The organism is Escherichia sp. AM3 (assembly GCF_032029835.1).
GTDB lineage: Bacteria > Pseudomonadota > Gammaproteobacteria > Enterobacterales > Enterobacteriaceae > Escherichia > Escherichia coli.
Window position 1 is genome coordinate 24,439 of record NZ_JAVUPQ010000034.1, and the last position, 19,499, is coordinate 43,937.

A 19,499-nucleotide genomic window follows, 5' to 3' on the forward strand; every position below is an offset into this window, starting at 1 on the left:
GGTTGTAACATCCTCCGGCTACCTGTTTAACCTATAGTCATTAAGCTGGCGTTACCGCCAGCGGCAGCGGTATTCACACTCAGCGAACGCTCGATATACAGCCGTTCCAGAAGGATATTGCTTTCGCCACGGGCAAAACCCTGCACCGAAACAATTGCGCCATCCCGCGCAGCAACGGCTTCACACAATGCGCGAAGCTGATCCGAATCACCGTGGAAGATCACCGCATCAAACGGTTGAGCGGTTATATTTTCCGCTTTCGCCAGTTGAATACGTTCGCTGACTGCCGATGGCAATGCCTTCACTAACTGACGATGCAGCGCGTCATCCGGCCACAGTACCTGGCTGCCCACCGCCAGCACGGCGGCGAGCTGAGTCAGCGCATCCTGCTCATCATCGGCAATACACAACACGCGCTCACGCGGCAGCAGCGTCCAGGTGTTGCGTTCACCCGTCGGCCCCGGCAGCAATCGTTGTGTTCCTGCCTGCGCCAGCTCGCCATATTGCGTACATAACGCCTGCAATTCTGGACGATTTGCTGCCCATTCCCGCAGTGCATTTAGCGGCTGAGTCAATGCGGCTTTCAACTGCGCATCGACCGGATACTCTGCATCCTGACGCGCGAGCGTTACTGCCAGCGCACTTTCCGGGCGATTCGCCAGCAGACGGTAGAGATAGAGCGGACCGCCTGCTTTCGGCCCGGTACCGGACAACCCTTCGCCGCCGAACGGCTGCACACCAACCACTGCGCCCACCATATTACGGTTAACATACAGGTTACCAACATGGGCCGAGCCAGTGACCTGGGCGATAGTTTCATCAATACGCGTATGGACGCCAAGCGTCAGACCATAACCGGAAGCGTTAATCTGCTCGATCAGCTCTGGTAGCTGGTTACGGTTGTAACGCACCACATGCAGCACCGGACCAAAGACCTCTTTTTGCAATTCGGCAAAGTCATCCAGTTCGATCAGCGTCGGGGCGACAAAGGTGCCGCTTTGCCATTCACGGGCATCTTCACTGTTTTCCCGCACCGCCTGGAACACCGGACGGCCTTTGCTACGCATGGTCTGAATATGGCGCTCAATATTGACTTTCGCTTCGCTATCAATCACCGGACCGATATCGGTGGTCAGGCGACCCGGATTACCCATCCGGCATTCGGCCATTGCGCCGCGCAGCATTTTCAACGTGTGGTCGGCAATCTCATCTTGCAGGCACAGCACGCGCAGCGCCGAACAACGCTGACCCGCACTGTCGAACGCCGAGGCCAGCACATCTATTACTACTTGTTCGGTCAGTGCTGAAGAATCGACAATCATCGCGTTCATGCCGCCGGTTTCAGCGATGAGCGGAATAGGGCGACCCTGAGCGTCCAGGCGGCTGGCGATATTGCGCTGCAGTAACGTAGCGACTTCGGTTGAACCGGTAAACATCACCCCGCGTACGCGATCATCACCCGTCAGTTGCGCGCCCACGGTTTCCCCCTGACCTGGCAGCAACTGCACCACGCCTGGCGGTACACCCGCTTCCAGCAAAATGGCGATCCCTTGCGCGGCAATCAGCGGCGTTTGTTCTGCCGGTTTTGCCAGCACGCTGTTACCTGCCGCCAGTGCGGCAGCAATCTGCCCGGTGAAAATAGCCAGCGGGAAGTTCCACGGACTGATACACACCACAGGCCCTAATGGACGGTGGGTTTCGTTAGCGAAATCATCCCGCACCTGTCCGGCATAGTAGTGGAGAAAATCGACCGCTTCGCGCACTTCGGCAATGGCGTTACTGAAGGTTTTTCCGGCTTCACGCACCAGAATACCAATCAGTTGCTGCATCTGGCTTTCCATTAGCACGGCAGCGCGATGCAAAATCGCCGCGCGTTCAACCGGAGGAGTGGCAAACCAGATTGGCGCGTTATTAACCGCACTTTCCAGCGCCTGTTCTACCTCACGCGGCGTGGCTTCACGCACAAAGCCCACAATATCTTTCGGTTCCGCAGGGTTAATAACGGGCGACATCTCACCTGCCGCTACCGGTTGTTCCAGCATTGGCAAGGCCTGCCATTTTTGCAGTGCACTATTGAGCAGGGCAGAAGAGAGCGAGGCCAGACGGTGTTCGTTAGCGAGATCCAGCCCTGCCGAGTTGTCGCGCCCGTGACCGTAAAGATCGCGCGGCAGGGGAATTTTCGGATGCGGTAATCCAGTTTGCCCTTCCTGTTGCGCCAGTTTTTCTACAGCAGTGACCGGATCGGCGACCAGTTCATCCAGTGGCAAAGAGGTGTCGGCAATACGGTTAACAAACGAGGTGTTAGCACCGTTTTCCAGCAGGCGGCGCACCAGATACGCCAGCAGCGTTTCATGTGTGCCAACCGGGGCATAAATACGACACGGACGGTTAAGTTTGCCGTCGGCAACTTTCCCGGTGACCTGCTCATACAGTGGCTCGCCCATACCATGCAGGCACTGGAACTCGTACTGACCCGGATAGTAGTTTTGACCAGCCAGTTGATAAATCGCTGCCAGCGTATGGGCGTTGTGCGTTGCGAACTGCGGGTAGATTAGATTCGGCACCGCCAGCAGCTTTTTCGCACAGGCGAGATATGAAACGTCGGTATACACCTTGCGGGTATAAACCGGATAGCCTTCAAGGCCGTCCATCTGCGCACGCTTGATTTCACTATCCCAGTACGCGCCTTTCACCAGGCGAATCATCAGACGGCGACGGCTGCGGGTGGCGAGATCAATCAGGTAATCAATCACCAGTGGGCAGCGTTTTTGATAAGCCTGAATAACAAAACCGATACCGTTCCAGCCTGCCAGCTCAGGCTCGAAACAGAGTTTTTCCAGCAGATCGAGGGAGATCTCCAGACGATCGGCCTCTTCGGCGTCAATGTTGATACCAATATCGTACTGACGCGCCAGCAGGGTGAGTGATTTCAGACGTGGGTAAAGCTCTTCCATTACCCGGTCATACTGGGCGCGGCTGTAACGCGGATGCAGCGCCGACAGCTTGATTGAAATGCCCGGACCTTCATAGATGCCACGACCATTGGACGCTTTACCAATGGCGTGAATCGCCTGCTGATAGGAAACCATATACGCTTGTGCATCTGCGGCAGTCAGTGCAGCTTCGCCAAGCATATCGTAAGAGTAACGGAAACCTTTCTCTTCCAGCTTGCGGGCATTGGCTAACGCTTCCGCGATGGTTTCGCCAGTGACGAACTGCTCGCCCATCAGGCGCATCGCCATATCCACACCTTTGCGGATCAGCGGTTCACCGCTTTTACCGATAATGCGGTTCAGCGAGCGGGAGAGGCTGGCTTCGTTATGGGTGGAAACCAGTTTGCCAGTAAACAGCAGCCCCCAGGTGGCGGCATTAACAAACAAAGACGGGCTACGACCAATGTGTGATTGCCAGTTACCGTTGCTGATTTTGTCGCGAATTAACGCATCACGGGTGGCTTTGTCGGGAATACGCAACAACGCTTCCGCCAGACACATCAGCGCCACGCCTTCCTGCGATGACAACGAAAACTCCTGCAATAACCCCTGAACCATACCTGCGCGACCACTGGCGTTTTTTTGATTACGCAGTTTATCGGCCAGTTGATACGCCAGTTTGTGCGCCTGTTCAGCAACTGGCTGCGGCAGGCGGGCTTGTTCCAGCAGCATAGAAACCGCTTCGGTTTCCGGGCGGCGATAGGCCGCTGTGATCGCGGCGCGGGAAACCGACTGGGGCAAAATTTGCTCGGCAAAGTCGAGGAATGGTTGGTGTGGTTCCTCTGCCGGAGTCGGTGCTTCATCGCTCTCATTGGCAGCGCCAGAAAGCAGCGCAGGTAGCTCCGGCAGAGTATCGCTGTTTTCCAGTTGTTCGAGATAAGAAAAAATCGCCTGCTTAATTAACCAGTGTGGCGTGCGATCGATACGTGTCGCGGCAGACTTAATACGCTCACGCGTCGCGTCGTCCAGCTTAACCCCCATGGTGGTGGTTCCCATGCCATTACTCCTGTTGTTCTGAAAGGTGCAACTTAACGTTATCGTGAAATATCCATGATGTTGCAACTTTGTGCAACCATGTTAAATGTGACATGCGTAGCAAGCTTAAAAATGAATGAAATGTTAATAAAAGAAATCGATATGACAGGGATTAAAAAAATAACTCAGACTTTTTCTCTGCGGCAGTTAACATTTTTGAAAGGTGCAACCGCAAAAAATGTGAGAGAGTGCAACCTGATGAAAAATAGTGTCGCTGAGCACTAAAATTTAATGTAAATGGTGTGTTAAATCGATTGTGAATAACCAGCGCTTCCGGCAGGATACGGTCGCCCTGGTAAAACATAAACTCTGTTACCCCGTTCCGGTGGCAGATATAACGGCAAGTTTCGACATTGCCGATAATAATTTTTTGGAGACTTTAGATGGCTATTAGCACACCGATGTTGGTGACATTTTGTGTCTATATCTTTGGCATGATATTGATTGGGTTTATCGCCTGGCGATCAACGAAAAACTTTGACGACTATATTCTGGGCGGTCGTAGCCTTGGGCCATTCGTGACGGCATTATCGGCGGGTGCGTCGGATATGAGCGGCTGGCTGTTAATGGGGTTGCCGGGCGCGGTTTTTCTTTCCGGGATTTCCGAAAGTTGGATCGCCATTGGCCTGACATTAGGCGCGTGGATCAACTGGAAGCTGGTGGCGGGGCGGTTGCGTGTGCATACCGAATACAACAATAACGCCTTAACATTGCCGGATTATTTCACCGGGCGCTTTGAAGATAAAAGCCGCATTTTGCGCATTATCTCCGCGCTGGTGATTTTGCTGTTCTTCACCATTTATTGCGCTTCGGGCATTGTGGCAGGCGCGCGTCTGTTTGAAAGTACCTTTGGCATGAGCTACGAAACGGCTCTGTGGGCGGGAGCTGCGGCGACGATCCTTTACACCTTTATTGGCGGTTTCCTCGCGGTGAGCTGGACTGACACTGTACAGGCCAGCCTGATGATTTTTGCCCTGATCCTGACGCCGGTTATCGTCATTATCAGTGTCGGTGGCTTTGGTGACTCGCTGGAAGTGATCAAACAAAAGAGCATCGAAAACGTTGATATGCTCAAAGGGCTGAACTTTGTCGCCATTATCTCACTGATGGGTTGGGGGCTGGGTTACTTCGGGCAACCGCACATCCTGGCGCGTTTTATGGCGGCAGACTCTCACCACAGTATTGTCCATGCGCGTCGTATCAGTATGACCTGGATGATCCTCTGCCTGGCAGGGGCGGTAGCTGTCGGCTTCTTTGGTATTGCTTACTTTAATGAGCACCCGGCGGTAGCAGGTGCGGTAAACCAGAATGCTGAGCGCGTGTTTATCGAACTGGCGCAAATTCTGTTTAACCCGTGGATTGCCGGGATTCTGCTGTCGGCAATTCTGGCGGCGGTAATGTCAACCTTAAGTTGCCAGCTGCTGGTGTGCTCCAGTGCGATTACCGAAGATTTATACAAAGCGTTTCTGCGTAAACATGCCAGCCAGAAAGAGCTGGTGTGGGTAGGTCGTGTGATGGTGCTGGTGGTGGCGCTGGTGGCCATTGCGCTGGCGGCAAACCCGGAAAACCGTGTGCTGGGGCTAGTGAGCTATGCGTGGGCAGGCTTTGGCGCGGCGTTTGGTCCGGTGGTGCTGTTCTCGGTGATGTGGTCACGCATGACGCGCAACGGTGCGCTGGCGGGGATGATCATCGGGGCGCTGACGGTTATCGTCTGGAAACAGTTCGGCTGGCTGGGACTGTACGAAATTATTCCGGGCTTTATCTTCAGCAGTATTGGGATTGTAGTGTTTAGTTTGCTGGGTAAAGCGCCGTCAGCGGCGATGCAAAAACGCTTTGCCGAGGCCGATGCGCACTATCATTCGGCTCCGCCGTCACGGTTGCAGGAAAGCTAAGGGACTTAGCCTGCGGCGGTTTTGTTTGGCTTCAGCAGCGGGTTGCGCTCCCTTAATGTGCCTCGCCATATAAATTGAATGGTGCAGGGAGCGCGCAGGGGGCGGCCAATCGCCGCCGCCCCCTGCTGTCCCGGCCTTCGGGGAACGCTTCAGCGATTTTGACGCCACCAACACCCGAGCTGTTATTATGTTCCGGGCAAAAAGTTAGATTTGATAATCGCGGATGGACGAAATTGCTTGATACACCCGCTTATCAGTTTTACATGGAAGCTCTGATGCATTGAGTCTGGACAGTTTTGTCGGCTGGATACGGCGTTTACGCGGCATCCGGCAAGAACACATGGCTCGTTGTAAACAATCCCATCTTTGTACCTGGAATAATCGTTTATATCCCCTGGCATTACCTCTCTTTGTTTACATTTCAACATCATTTTATAAACATTCCGCTTGTATTTTTCTTTACCGTAATGATAATCGCTATCACTGCGATTTACTTTTCTTTGCATAGATTGACTCAGAAAAACGTTTAAGGGTGGGTGGCATGTTTGTTCCGTTTCTCATTATGTTGCGCGAAGGACTTGAAGCCGCGCTGATTGTCAGTTTGATTGCCAGCTATCTTAAGCGTACCCAGCGAGGCCGATGGATTGGTGTGATGTGGATTGGCGTGTTGCTTGCCGCTGCGTTGTGCCTGGGCTTGGGTATCTTCATTAACGAAACCACCGGCGAATTTCCGCAAAAAGAACAGGAACTGTTTGAAGGTATCGTGGCGGTGATCGCCGTGGTGATCCTTACCTGGATGGTTTTCTGGATGCGCAAAGTGTCGCGCAACGTCAAAGTGCAACTGGAACAGGCAGTCGATAGCGCATTGCAGCGTGGAAATCATCATGGCTGGGCGCTGGTGATGATGGTCTTTTTTGCCGTTGCAAGGGAAGGGCTGGAGTCGGTCTTTTTCCTGCTGGCGGCATTTCAACAAGATGTCGGGATCTGGCCGCCGCTGGGTGCAATGCTCGGTCTTGCTACTGCCGTGGTGCTAGGCTTCCTGCTCTACTGGGGCGGTATTCGCCTCAATCTTGGTGCATTTTTTAAATGGACCAGCCTGTTTATTCTCTTCGTCGCCGCAGGGCTGGCAGCTGGTGCCATTCGCGCATTTCATGAAGCCGGATTGTGGAACCACTTTCAGGAAATCGCCTTCGATATGAGTGCGGTGCTCTCAACTCACTCGCTGTTTGGCACGCTGATGGAAGGGATTTTTGGCTATCAGGAAGCGCCGAGCGTCAGCGAAGTCGCCGTCTGGTTTATTTATCTCATCCCGGCGCTGGTGGCATTTGCTCTGCCACCACGCGCAGGGGCGACAGCGTCTCGCTCCGCGTAACAAATACGACGCAAACTCTTGCTTAGTTACAACATACTTTAAAGGGATAGTCTCGTCATGACCATTAACTTCCGCCGTAACGCATTGCAGTTGAGCGTGGCTGCGCTGTTTTCTTCTGCTTTTATGGCTAACGCCGCTGATGTGCCGCAGGTCAAAGTGACCGTGACGGATAAGCAGTGCGAACCGATGACCATTACGGTTAACGCCGGGAAAACACAGTTCATTATTCAGAACCACAGCCAGAAGGCGCTGGAGTGGGAGATCCTCAAAGGCGTGATGGTGGTGGAAGAGCGGGAAAATATCGCCCCTGGCTTTAGCCAGAAAATGACGGCGAATTTACAGCCTGGCGAATACGATATGACCTGCGGTCTGCTGACTAACCCGAAAGGGAAGTTGATCGTCAAAGGTGAGGCAACGGCGGATGCGGCGCAAAGTGATGCGCTGTTAAGTCTTGGTGGTGCAATTACTGCATATAAAGCGTATGTCATGGCGGAAACCACGCAGCTGGTGACCGACACCAAAGCCTTTACCGACGCGATTAAAGCAGGCGATATCGAAAAAGCGAAAGCACTGTATGCACCGACGCGCCAGCACTATGAGCGTATTGAACCGATTGCTGAACTGTTCTCCGATCTGGATGGCAGCATTGACGCCCGTGAAGATGATTACGAGCAAAAAGCCGCCGACCCAAAATTCACTGGTTTCCACCGTCTGGAAAAAGCATTGTTTGGCGACAACACCACCAAAGGGATGGATCAGTACGCTGAGCAGCTTTATACCGATGTGGTCGATTTGCAAAAACGCATCAGTGAACTGGCTTTCCCACCTTCAAAAGTGGTCGGCGGCGCAGCCGGACTGATTGAGGAAGTGGCAGCCAGCAAAATTAGCGGTGAAGAAGATCGCTACAGCCACACCGATCTGTGGGATTTCCAGGCTAACGTTGAAGGCTCGCAGAAAATTGTCGATTTGCTGCGTCCACAACTGCAAAAAGCCAACCCGGAACTGCTGGCAAAAGTCGATGCCAACTTTAAAAAGGTCGATACCATTCTGGCGAAATACCGTACTAAAGACGGTTTTGAAACCTACGACAAATTGACCGATGCCGACCGGAATGCACTGAAAGGACCGATTACTGCGCTGGCGGAAGATCTGGCGCAACTTCGCGGTGTGCTGGGACTGGATTAAGCGTTATGCAGTATAAAGATGAAAACGGCGTGAATGAACCGTCACGCCGACGTTTACTGAAAGTGATAGGTGCACTGGCGCTGGCGGGAAGTTGTCCGGTCGCTCATGCACAAAAAACGCAAAGTGCGCCGGGTACGCTTTCACCGGATGCTCGCAATGAGAAACAGCCGTTTTATGGTGAGCATCAGGCAGGGATCCTGACGCCACAACAGGCCGCAATGATGCTGGTGGCGTTTGATGTGCTTGCCAGCGATAAAGCCGATCTTGAGCGGTTGTTTCGCTTGTTGACTCAGCGTTTTGCTTTTCTGACTCAGGGCGGAGCAGCACCAGAAACGCCAAATCCGCGCCTGCCACCACTCGATTCCGGCATTCTTGGCGGCTACATTGCGCCCGATAATCTCACCATCACGTTATCGGTGGGTCACTCATTGTTTGATGAGCGCTTTGGCCTTGCGCCACAGATGCCAAAAAAGCTGCAGAAGATGACGCGTTTCCCCAACGACTCGCTGGATGCGGCGTTATGTCATGGTGATGTGTTGCTACAGATTTGCGCCAACACCCAGGACACGGTTATCCATGCGCTGCGCGATATCATCAAACACACGCCGGATTTGCTCAGTGTGCGCTGGAAGCGGGAAGGGTTTATTTCCGATCACGCGGCGCGTAGTAAAGGCAAAGAGACGCCGATTAATTTGCTGGGTTTCAAAGACGGCACTGCCAATCCCGATAGCCAGAATGATAAGTTGATGCAAAAAGTGGTGTGGGTAACGGCAGATCAGCAGGAGCCTGCGTGGACAATCGGTGGCAGCTATCAGGCAGTACGCTTGATTCAGTTTCGAGTGGAATTTTGGGACAGAACGCCGCTGAAAGAACAGCAGACGATTTTTGGCCGTGATAAGCAAACCGGTGCGCCGCTGGGAATGCAGCATGAGCATGATGTGCCTGATTACGCCAGCGACCCGGAAGGGAAGGTGATCGCGCTGGACAGCCATATCCGGCTGGCGAATCCCCGCACGGCGGAGAGTGAGTCCAGCCTGATGCTGCGTCGTGGCTACAGTTATTCACTGGGCGTCACCAACTCCGGGCAACTGGATATGGGGTTGCTGTTTGTCTGCTACCAACACGATCTGGAAAAAGGCTTCCTGACAGTACAAAAAAGGCTCAATGGCGAAGCGCTGGAGGAATACGTTAAACCTATCGGCGGCGGTTATTTTTTTGCGCTGCCGGGGGTGAAGGACGCGAACGATTATTTCGGAAGCGCGTTATTGCGGGTTTAATGTTTTTAGGCGGATAAGGCATTTGTGCGCAGATGCCTGATGCGACGCTTGCGCGTCTTATCATGCCTACAATCAGTGCGGGTTTGGTAGGCTGGATAAGGCGTTCACGCCGCATCCGGCGATCGTGCACTGATGCCTGATGCAAATCCTGCTGAAAGCACACAGCTTTTTTCATCACTGTCATCACTCTGTCATCTTTCCAGTAGAAACTAATGTCACTGAAATGGTGTTTTATAGTTAAATATAAGTAAATATATTGTTGCAATAAATGCGAGATCTGTTGTACTTATTAAGTAGCAGCGGAAGTTCCCGGCAGTGATAGTCAGTCACTATGGAGATCGCGGATGGTAACGTCCTGTACTGGACATGTTTTAGATAATCAACGCGCCACCACTCGCGGAGTTTTCTCCTCCGGTAGTCATCTCGTCACTTTGCATTTTCAACCTCATCCTTTCTTTTCATGTGTTACCGACGCCGTAAACGGTGCGCGTAGCCGTTTTTCGGCATTTTATCCAAAAGCAAACTATGGCTTACAAGGAAGCCAACCCTCTGATGTTCGTGCGCATAATCGCGCTGCCAACGGCGCGTGTGATGAATACAAACAACTCAAGGTGCTCTCCATGGGAAGACAAAAAGCAGTGATCAAAGCTCGTCGCGAGGCAAAACGTGTGCTGAGACGGGATTCGCGCAGCCATAAGCAGCGTGAAGAAGAATCGGTCACCTCGCTTGTGCAGATGGGCGGCGTAGAAGCCATTGGTATGGCCCGCGACAGTCGCGATACTTCGCCCATCCTCGCGCGAAATGAAGCGCAATTGCACTATCTGAAGGCTATTGAGAGTAAGCAGCTGATATTCGCCACGGGCGAAGCCGGGTGCGGAAAAACCTGGATCAGCGCAGCAAAAGCGGCAGAGGCCCTGATACATAAGGATGTCGACAGGATTATCGTCACCCGTCCAGTTCTGCAAGCCGATGAAGATCTTGGCTTCTTACCTGGAGATATCGCAGAAAAGTTTGCTCCCTATTTTCGCCCGGTCTACGACGTGCTGGTCCGGCGCTTAGGGGCTTCCTTTATGCAGTACTGCCTGCGACCGGAAATAGGGAAGGTGGAAATTGCGCCGTTCGCCTATATGCGTGGACGTACCTTTGAAAATGCAGTCGTCATTCTTGACGAGGCGCAGAATGTGACTGCCGCGCAAATGAAAATGTTTTTAACCCGCCTCGGGGAGAACGTGACGGTTATCGTCAACGGTGATATCACGCAATGCGATTTGCCTCGCGGCGTGTGCTCCGGATTAAGTGACGCGCTGGAACGTTTCGAAGAAGATGAAATGGTTGGGATCGTCCGGTTCGGTAAAGAGGACTGCGTACGTTCGGCACTTTGCCAACGTACGCTGCATGCCTACAGTTAAGTGTGTTATCGGTGCAGAGCCCGGGCGAACCGGGCTTTGTTTTGGGTGTTTATGCCCGGACTAGCGCTTTTTCTGAAACAACCATTTTTATTTGCCCCTGGCTGGTGAAGTGTACGCTCATCCTGTGGCTTTTTTGTAGTTGCTGATAGAGCTCATCAGGTATTGCTAAGCTCTCTGCATATTCTTGCGGCGTATATTGGTAGGCTGCATGATGCTGCTGTTTTTGAAAACGCAGCTTATTGTACAGCGCCCAGACAATTAACACGACGGCATTCGCCACTGCCAGCAAAAAATAGAACTGAAGTCGGCTTCTGGCCTCGCTTTGCCAGTAATAACCCGTCAGCAGATCCATGGCGAATAAGAATATGAACAACGCAAATAATGTCCACAAGATGGTTGTGGCAACATAATCAACCAGTAAACGTACTGGTGATTGTCGGGTCGTAATAATTAAATTGTTCATATTAACCTCTCAGAATCCCGCGATCGGGACTTACCCAACGGGCGCGTTGCTTTTTAGGCATCAACATGACTCGTGTAAATGATACCAATGTCGTTGCCAGGCTCAGCATCCAGAAAATAACCGGGAACCAAATAATCCAGAAAAGCGATGAAGTCAGATTATGCTCATAGCGATTCTCGATCATCAGGCTGACAATAAATTGCAGTAAACATAACGTACACAATAATATTCCGGCAGTATGTGTCGCAGCGATATGTGTCAATTCAATATTTAACGGTACACCGGCAAGTTGGACTGCGTAAATAATGAAACCGACCAGGCAGGTGAAGGCCCATATTGTCGTCAGGCAGTATTCAAAAAACAGCGGCCACATTCGAAAGTTTTCTTTGCGCCACAACCTTGTCATATTTTTGAGGAATACTTCTGCACCGCCCTGAGCCCAGCGCAGGCGCTGTTTCCACAGCCCTTTTAACGTTTCAGGCATTAATATCCAGCACAGTGCCCGTGGCTCGTAAAAAATCGTCCACTGATTCAACTGCAGCTTCCAGCTAATATCAATATCTTCGGTGATCATATCGTCACTCCAGTAACCCACTTCTGCCAGGGCGCTGCGACGAAATGCGGCAATAACACCGGAAACGGTAAATACGTTTCCATAGATACGCTGGGTTCGCTTGATCAAACCAATAATTGAGGAATACTCGCCAACCTGAATTTTACCCACTAGGGTAGAACGTGTTCGAATACGAGGATTACCGGTTACGGCACCCACACGCGGGTTGTACAACATCGGTTCCACAATATATGCCGCCGCATCGCGGTCTAATAACGCATCGCCATCAATGCACACCAGATATTCACTTTTCGCCGCGGCAGCTCCGGTTTTAAGCGCAATGGCTTTCCCCTGGTTTTGCGCCAGATGAATGACCCGCAAATGGGGAATTTGTGCAGCCATGCGATCCAGGATGGCACGGGTTTTATCTGTTGAACCGTCATTTACGGCAATAACTTCAATGTTCTCATAACGCTGTGCTAAAGCGGCGTGTATGGTTTCCTCAACGTTTTTCTCCTCATTAAAACAGGGAATGATAATGGAGATAGACGGATTATCTTTCAACTGGGGAGCTGGTGCGTTTTCTCCCCACGGCCAGTGGCGTTCACGATAGACCCAGAAATAGACGCCGCCAACAATCCACATAATGGACATAAAAAACGGCCAGAAGAAAACGAACCTCATCATCAGTTCACCAGAGTGAAAGTACGCTACGCATAGGGGTATGCATAACACCAGACATAATATAAAAAACGATACGATGCGATTAATCATTTTTCGGATACCAGGCTGTTGAAAACTCAGGACGAATAAGGTCTATTTCAGGTTGGTTATGCAGAAAATTGTCGGGATAATAACCATAGTTTTTCACTCCATTCAGTTGTAATAGGCTCATCCAGTGAGCGAGTTGTTGCGAAGAAATAGCCTGATGCTGACCATTTTTCTGCCAGTTTTGTGCCTGTAATTCTAAAATAGATTTGTCTTTAGCCTGAGGGATGTTTTTAATTTGATTGGTCAATTGTATTAACCATTGGTCAGCCGATTTTTCTGCGACACCTTCCAGATAAGGCATAGCCATAATAGCGGTCCAGTCATAGCTTTTTAGGAAATCAGCATAATTCTGTGCAAACCAGGCTTCACTTTCAGGTTGTATTACCGGAAGTGCAAAAATATTTCGTGCAGTTTTAATATGTGGACCGCGAATGGCTTTTACGCGCGCACTAAGTTCTAAAGTGAAGTCAGTTAACGCACGACTTTTAAAGCGGGCCCACTGTTTAAATTGCTCCGGATTTTGTCGAATTTCGCTCAGACTCCCGCTAAAGCCTGCTTGCTGATAAGCCGTGATAGCCGGTGCACTGGCATCTTCATAATCTGAAAGCAAAGCATCATCGTGGAACAATATGCCATCAAAAGCAGCATGTCCGGCAAGATCTTCATATAACATGCCAACTTGTGCTCTGACTCTGTCATCGAAAGGAGAGAGACGGTGATATTGTTCAGGATGAATTTGTGCTTTTTTCTCCCCTGTTGGTAAGTATTTTACTCGCGTTAATGTGGGATCTAAATCCCAGCTTAATACCGGCATCCACGCATAGATGTTTACACCTGAGCGGGTACGTAATTGCCAGGCAACCCGACTAAAAATATCTGCTTTCATTGGTAGCAAACGATTTGGAAACCAGACCTCTTTGACCAGCCCATCACCATCGGGATCAGCAAATGCCTGCAAATACACGGTTGATATTTGCATATCTTTCACCCGCTGAATTAGCACATCAATATTGCGATCCATTTGCTGGAGGTTTTCGTCATAAACGTAATCAAGATCGATATGCATTATCCGTTGTGGTGATTTTTCCTGTACGGTAATAATTTGCTGGGCAAACTCTTTTAATGAGGGATTATTGGCGATTAATACCCGCGGAATGGAATCCAATTGCGACGCATTTGCCAAACCTGATTCAAGGGTGAAGAACATGTCATAACCGAGTTTTTTTAATTCCTCTATCGCTATGCCATTCGCTTCGCCATAAGGCCAAACAAAAACGTGTGGATTTACCTCAACCTTTGTACGCAGGTATTCCGTCATTTTTACAGCATCCAGACGAATTCTTTCCCGGTATTCTGCTGCGGTTTCATACCGTGCGTGGTCAGTAAAATATGCACGATTTACATATACAGGCAATAAGCTGCCGGTGGCATTAGCCTGAATACCGTAGTGAGAATTCCATGTATGAGAAGCGAGCTCAACGAGCCGGGAACGCGCAACTTCTCGCACTTGTTGCCACGTGGCAAAATATTCTCGATCGACCAACTCATCGCCAAATTTTACTTGTTTATCCGCTGGCGTATCGACCCAACTGCCGACGGGGGCCCATACAGCAGGCCACTGGAAGGCCTGAAGAATTGGGAAGACGCGGGTATAAAAACTCTGGTAGCCGTCATCAAAAGTCAGCACTACAGCTTTTTCCGGTAGCGGTTTTCCTCCTCGATGTGCTTCACGAATTTGAGCAATACTGACCGGTTGATAACCGTTCTCGCGCAGCCAGGCAAATTGTTCACGCAGTGCTGATGTCCGCACTGACATAAAACGCTGGTCGGCAGCTTCGTCTTCAACGTTATGCCATGAAATCGCTACAAAACCATTATGCGGCCACGGTTGCTCGGCGAGTAAAGATTCGCGATCCTGTGGCGGTATAAATGATGTTCTTGACTGGCTAATGCACGCGGTGAGCATAATTATACTCACCAGCATCAGGAGATATTTATTTCCATTACGTAACATATTTATCCTTAAAATCTGAATGTCATATCGAATTCAACGTATAAGTTGTGTTCTCTGTCACCGTCATAAGGTCGTTTTTCCCAGCGTAGCGTTGCGCCAGCATCAATCACGTCATTCCAACTAATGCGTTGCCCGTAGCCGAGTTGGGTGACGACATCCGTGCCATAATGTTTTTGCCAGGAGGCACCAACACCTGCGCTGAATATTTGCTCCCAGCTATTTTCATAGCTTCGCCATAACAAATGGCTTGCCTCAAATGCCGGAACAATATCGAACGTTTTTATAGGGTTGTAGTATGGGGTATCGTGTTCTGTATTTTGTTCGTAATACAGACTGGGTAGGAAATCGACAATCAAATATGGTGAAGACCAGATGCGTTCCTGACCCTCAAGTGAGACTTCATGACGCTGGTTACTGTCGGAAAAATCAGTGAAAGCCCAGGAGACACCGTACTTACGCCGCTCATTTTGATACCAGCGAACATAAGCCTGAGCACTGTTGCCTGTAACACCATTTTTCATTGCCCGTAATGGAACGCGGTGAGAGAGGCGTTCCAGTTGCGAACCAATACGCCAGTTATCATTAAAATCATACCAGCCAGACAGGCGCGCGCCGGGTTTATGCTCATGATTGAAAACGCGTTCAGCGTACTCTGCCTCGAGCCAGATATTACGTGACCGCCACTCAACACCCGCAAGCCAGTCGCGAACAATCCCTTTTCCTTCGCTAAATTGTCCATCGGCATAACCGAATCCAGCAAAACCGCGCCAGTTATCCTTCAGCGGTGGTGAATAAACGATGGTGGTTAAGTCGACATCATGTTTACCACTATCCGGGCCTTCGGCATCAATTCCTGTTGAGCCAGCGATACGAAGCTCTGCAAGATTATGTACATCAACCGCACGTTTTAATCGTACAACGCCGGGATCTTGCGGTTCACGTTCGACAACATCGTGCGTTAAGACAGCTGCCTGCTGCCATTCTTGTAACGTTAATGCTGTCCAGGCTTGTTCAACCTCCAGATTAATATTACGTGGCTCGATCACTTCTGCTTTTTTTAATTCATTTTCTGCTGCACGAGGCCAACCGCGGGCTTGTAACACACTCGCGTAATCAATGCGCAGTCCCTGATTTCCTGGTGCGTTATAAGCAAGCTCTCTGGCTGTCATTTCAGCCTGAGGAAGATCATTACTATATTTTGCTACGGTTGAGAGAAACGAATGCCCCTGTAACCAGGTATCATTCGGGATGCTCGTAGGCGTGCCCATTAACCGAAGGAAAGGCGGCGAAGTATTAATGGTATGTTGGGTGACAGTTAGCGCGCCCGGATAATTTTCACTCTCCAGGTGGCTGTAAAAGAGATCCGCAAGTTCTTCATCGGATAAATCCGGGGCAATGGTCTCCTTGTGATAAAAGAGCTCGGTCATTATTGACTGTGCTTTTTTCGGCTGATGATCTTTGAGATAAGCCGATGCAACCCAATATTGCCCCCAGGGCGGAATAATTTGCCCCGTCTTTTTTAATCGCTGATAGTGAGAAATAACGTCTTTATAACGATCGCGAGTTAATAACGCGCCAAGATGATCAACCTGAATACGCTGGTACTGGGCAGTGCGGTCTGGGTTATCGTACCACAGAATTTCTAATGCAGCGTATTGGGCGAGGGCGCGATCGGCAATGGCATAACGTTCACTTTCACTGCGCGTAGGCATAAACGACAGTCTGACCAGTTCGGCATGAATATCAGCGCGAATATCTGGCGTTAAATTGGCATCGTCAATCGCGGCAGCAAGTTGATTATTACGTAATGCCTGCACGTATTCTGTGGGATATTGTTGCGTAGATGCATTTTCAGGTAATGACTCTGTCATCGCCCGTAATTCATCCTGATGACGCCCCGCCAGTTTATAGATATAGGCTTCTGCGAGTAAATTGGCTTTGTCCGGTGCTCCAGAGTTAAGCTGCTTAAGTTTAACCAGCGCAGTATCATAGTGACCAGCATCTGCCAGGGTTAAAATTTGTCCCCGTTGATAATCCTTATTTTGCGGCTCCAGAGAGAGCGCCTTTTGCCACAGTGTAAGCGAGTTTTGCCATTGTTGCAGGTTACGATAAGCGACGGCGACAGCTGCATAACCACGCGCTGGTAATTGCTGATGACGGTAGCGGTTGTAAACGGTAATAACCTGTTTATCTTGCCCGGCCCATAAGGCAATCTGTAACCAGTCAGCAATTTGGTTATTGCTGAGTGCTGATTTTAGTGCAAACCATGACAAAGCTGGCTGAGTATTACCCTTGCGAGCTTCAATAATCAATGCATCATAGGCGTTATTAACAGCACTCTTCGCCGCGGGACTCGCTGCTAAAAATGCGGCAGTAAGAAGTTTCAAAGCCCATTTGGTTTTCGGGCACCTTTTTCTGCTACTTGAATACATCCTGTATTACTCCATGTATTGCCAAAATCTCTCTCTGTATCTAATTACAGGTAACTGAAAAGAAAGATATTTTTGCACCTCATAATCCGTTATTAAACGCGGAAGAGAGACGTGAATTGTTGATGATGAGAAGAAGAAATGATGAGCAGAGTGTCCATATAAAATCCTTTTCTCGCCCGAAAATCCATTCCAATGATGAGGATCTTCAGGAATACGGCATAAATCCCAATGCCTTTTTCAAAATAAATTAGGATTAAAATAATTAAATCAGTAAATTCCGATGCATGATTTCGGATTTTTCGAAAGTCCTGATGAAAGGCTGCGCTACGGCACTCACGGATTTAATTGTTATTCCTAATGTATCTATGAATTAATGTTTTATAAGGATTTTCTATAACCATTTATAAGTATTTTCAAGCCTGGCTTGTTGCAAACAATGTATAAAGCACTTAGGCAATAATAATTACATTCAGCAACTATCATCATCGGTATTGTTTGTGGGCGGAATTTCATATTGACAACAGTACAGTTCTTATATCTATTAATAATAGAAAGGGATCTACAACCTACAGATTGGTGTAGCTTTATGGAAAAAGACTATTTGAGAATTAGTAGTACTGTATTAGTGAGCTTATTGTTTGGGCTTGCTTTGGTTTTGGTGAATAGTTGGTTTAATCAGCCAGGCGTTGAGGAAGTTGTTCCACGATCAACCTATCTGATGGTAATGATTGCTTTATTTTTTATCGATACTGTTGCATTTATTTTTATGCAGTTGTATTTCATTTATGACCGTAGGCAATTTTCAAACTGTGTACTTAGTTTGGCTTTTCTGAGTTGTTTGATTTACTTTGTTAAAACCGTCATTATCATTCAGCAAATTATTGAGGAGCGTTTGACAAGCAGTGTTGTCCAAAATGACATTGCAATCTATTATTTGTTTCGTCAGATGAGTTTGTGCATATTAATATTTCTGGCATTGGTGAATAAAGTTAGTGAAAACACAAAACAGCGCAATTTATTTTCCAAAAAAATGACTTTGTGCATAAGTTTGTTTTTTGTTTTTGGGGGGCCGATAGTTGCTCACATACTTTCTAGTCATTATGAGAGCTACAATTTACACATTGCCGAGTTAACCAATGAAAATGGTCAGGTGGTTTGGAAAGCCTCATATGTTACCATAATGATTTTCATGTGGTTAACCTTGCTTTCGGTTAATCTATACTTTAATGGTTTACGCTATGATATCTGGAATGGAGTGACGGTGATTGCTTTTTGTGCCGTACTGTACAATATCTCTCTGTTATTTATGAGCAGGTATAGCGTGTCCACTTGGTATATTAGTCGCACTATTGAAGTAGTCAGTAAGTTAACCGTTATGGTAATATTTATGTGCCATATATTCAGTGCGCTACGAGTAACAAAGAACATTGCACATCGCGATCCCTTAACCAATATATTTAACAGAAATTATTTTTTTAATGAACTGACAGTTCAATCAGCATCAGCCCAAAAAACGCCTTATTGCGTCATGATTATGGATATCGACCACTTCAAAAAAGTCAACGACACCTGGGGGCATCCGGTTGGCGATCAGGTGATAAAAACAGTGGTGAATATCATTGGGAAAAGCATACGACCAGATGACCTTTTAGCGCGCGTCGGCGGCGAAGAGTTTGGCGTCTTGCTGACGGACATCGATACTGAACGTGCGAAAGCTTTAGCGGAAAGGATTCGGGAAAATGTTGAGCGTTTAACTGGCGATAATCCTGAATACGCTATACCACAAAAAGTGACGATTAGTATTGGCGCTGTTGTGACTCAGGAAAATGCGTTAAACCCAAATGAGATCTATCGACTGGCTGATAACGCACTTTACGAGGCGAAAGAGACCGGGCGTAATAAGGTGGTTGTGAGGGATGTGGTGAATTTTTGTGAGTCACCATAAAGCGGCATTTTGATCCTACCCACGTAATATGGACACAGGCCTAAGCGAGGTTCTTGTTTTCAAATTGTTCCGGACTGAGGCCGCCACACCAACTGTGCCGCCGCCACCGATTGTAATCACATTCGATATAATTAAACACCGTTGCCCGCATTATTTCC

The 19,499-nt window shown here is 49.2% G+C and carries 13 protein-coding genes; 7 read left to right on the forward strand and 6 right to left on the reverse strand.

Annotated elements, in window-relative coordinates:
* Window positions 1-26: 26 nt before the first annotated feature.
* Entirely contained in the window at window positions 27-3,989 is a 3,963-nt protein-coding gene (gene putA / locus RTW80_RS13715; protein WP_001741503.1) for a trifunctional transcriptional regulator/proline dehydrogenase/L-glutamate gamma-semialdehyde dehydrogenase, read from the reverse strand.
* A gap of 54 nt (window positions 3,990-4,043) precedes the next feature.
* Between putA and RTW80_RS13720 the strand changes: the two genes are divergently transcribed.
* From RTW80_RS13720 to phoH, 6 genes are all read left to right on the forward strand, one after another.
* Window positions 4,044-4,253 carry a hypothetical protein gene (locus tag RTW80_RS13720; protein WP_000979516.1) on the forward strand — a complete coding sequence of 70 codons (210 nt, stop codon included), beginning with the start codon at window positions 4,044-4,046 and terminating at the stop codon, window positions 4,251-4,253.
* 158 nt (window positions 4,254-4,411) lie between these two features.
* Complete coding sequence (putP, locus tag RTW80_RS13725; protein WP_001018489.1) at window positions 4,412-5,920, forward strand: sodium/proline symporter PutP; 1,509 nt, start codon at window positions 4,412-4,414, stop codon at window positions 5,918-5,920.
* A 541-nt stretch (window positions 5,921-6,461) separates the two neighbouring features.
* On the forward strand, window positions 6,462-7,292 hold the full coding sequence (gene efeU, locus RTW80_RS13730) for an iron uptake transporter permease EfeU (protein WP_000497942.1): 831 nt from the start codon (window positions 6,462-6,464) through the stop codon (window positions 7,290-7,292).
* Window positions 7,293-7,349: 57 nt separating this feature from the next.
* Window positions 7,350-8,477, forward strand: coding sequence for an iron uptake system protein EfeO (gene efeO / locus RTW80_RS13735; protein WP_000154398.1), 1,128 nt, complete (start codon window positions 7,350-7,352; stop codon window positions 8,475-8,477).
* 5 nt (window positions 8,478-8,482) lie between these two features.
* On the forward strand, window positions 8,483-9,754 hold the full coding sequence (efeB, locus tag RTW80_RS13740) for an iron uptake transporter deferrochelatase/peroxidase subunit (protein ID WP_001199471.1): 1,272 nt from the start codon (window positions 8,483-8,485) through the stop codon (window positions 9,752-9,754).
* Between the two features lie 620 nt (window positions 9,755-10,374).
* A complete protein-coding gene (gene phoH / locus RTW80_RS13745; RefSeq protein WP_000533522.1) occupies window positions 10,375-11,163 on the forward strand; it encodes a phosphate starvation-inducible protein PhoH in 789 nt (262 codons plus the stop codon).
* 49 nt (window positions 11,164-11,212) lie between these two features.
* Here phoH and pgaD read toward each other — a convergent pair whose 3' ends face one another.
* The 4 genes from pgaD to pgaA are packed head-to-tail and all read right to left on the reverse strand — an operon-like array spanning window position 11,213 to window position 17,396.
* Window positions 11,213-11,626 (reverse strand): poly-beta-1,6-N-acetyl-D-glucosamine biosynthesis protein PgaD, encoded by a 414-nt coding sequence (gene pgaD / locus RTW80_RS13750; RefSeq protein WP_001061095.1) that lies wholly within the window; start codon window positions 11,624-11,626, stop codon window positions 11,213-11,215.
* 1 nt (window position 11,627) lies between these two features.
* A complete protein-coding gene (gene pgaC / locus RTW80_RS13755) occupies window positions 11,628-12,953 on the reverse strand; it encodes a poly-beta-1,6-N-acetyl-D-glucosamine synthase (RefSeq protein WP_000610451.1) in 1,326 nt (441 codons plus the stop codon).
* The gene (gene pgaB, locus RTW80_RS13760) at window positions 12,946-14,964 is read right to left on the reverse strand and encodes a poly-beta-1,6-N-acetyl-D-glucosamine N-deacetylase PgaB (protein WP_000945561.1); all 2,019 of its coding nucleotides are present in this window, start codon (window positions 14,962-14,964) and stop codon (window positions 12,946-12,948) included. Before pgaB ends, pgaC begins: the two co-directional genes overlap by 8 nt.
* An 8-nt stretch (window positions 14,965-14,972) precedes the next feature.
* A complete protein-coding gene (gene pgaA, locus RTW80_RS13765) occupies window positions 14,973-17,396 on the reverse strand; it encodes a poly-beta-1,6 N-acetyl-D-glucosamine export porin PgaA (RefSeq protein WP_312719342.1) in 2,424 nt (807 codons plus the stop codon).
* Window positions 17,397-17,982: 586 nt separating this feature from the next.
* Between pgaA and RTW80_RS13770 the strand changes: the two genes are divergently transcribed.
* Entirely contained in the window at window positions 17,983-19,341 is a 1,359-nt protein-coding gene (locus RTW80_RS13770; protein WP_000409883.1) for a GGDEF domain-containing protein, read from the forward strand.
* A 40-nt stretch (window positions 19,342-19,381) separates the two neighbouring features.
* On the opposite strand, the gene RTW80_RS13775 is transcribed toward RTW80_RS13770, so the two are convergent.
* A partial coding sequence (locus tag RTW80_RS13775) for an IS3 family transposase (RefSeq protein WP_137456841.1) occupies window positions 19,382-19,499 on the reverse strand: 118 nt, incomplete at its 5' end.

What these genes read in the sequence shown, in the direction of transcription:
- putP (WP_001018489.1), top strand. Translation starts at nt 4,412, where the DNA reads ATGGCTATTAGCACACCGATGTTGGTGACATTTTGTGTCTATATCTTT.
- RTW80_RS13770 (WP_000409883.1), top strand. Translation starts at nt 17,983, where the DNA reads ATGGAAAAAGACTATTTGAGAATTAGTAGTACTGTATTAGTGAGCTTA.
- efeU (WP_000497942.1), top strand. Translation starts at nt 6,462, where the DNA reads ATGTTTGTTCCGTTTCTCATTATGTTGCGCGAAGGACTTGAAGCCGCG.
- RTW80_RS13720 (WP_000979516.1), top strand. Translation starts at nt 4,044, where the DNA reads ATGATGTTGCAACTTTGTGCAACCATGTTAAATGTGACATGCGTAGCA.
- pgaB (WP_000945561.1), bottom strand. Translation starts at nt 14,964, where the DNA reads ATGTTACGTAATGGAAATAAATATCTCCTGATGCTGGTGAGTATAATT.
- pgaD (WP_001061095.1), bottom strand. Translation starts at nt 11,626, where the DNA reads ATGAACAATTTAATTATTACGACCCGACAATCACCAGTACGTTTACTG.
- pgaC (WP_000610451.1), bottom strand. Translation starts at nt 12,953, where the DNA reads ATGATTAATCGCATCGTATCGTTTTTTATATTATGTCTGGTGTTATGC.
- efeO (WP_000154398.1), top strand. Translation starts at nt 7,350, where the DNA reads ATGACCATTAACTTCCGCCGTAACGCATTGCAGTTGAGCGTGGCTGCG.
- pgaA (WP_312719342.1), bottom strand. Translation starts at nt 17,396, where the DNA reads ATGTATTCAAGTAGCAGAAAAAGGTGCCCGAAAACCAAATGGGCTTTG.
- efeB (WP_001199471.1), top strand. Translation starts at nt 8,483, where the DNA reads ATGCAGTATAAAGATGAAAACGGCGTGAATGAACCGTCACGCCGACGT.
- phoH (WP_000533522.1), top strand. Translation starts at nt 10,375, where the DNA reads ATGGGAAGACAAAAAGCAGTGATCAAAGCTCGTCGCGAGGCAAAACGT.
- putA (WP_001741503.1), bottom strand. Translation starts at nt 3,989, where the DNA reads ATGGGAACCACCACCATGGGGGTTAAGCTGGACGACGCGACGCGTGAG.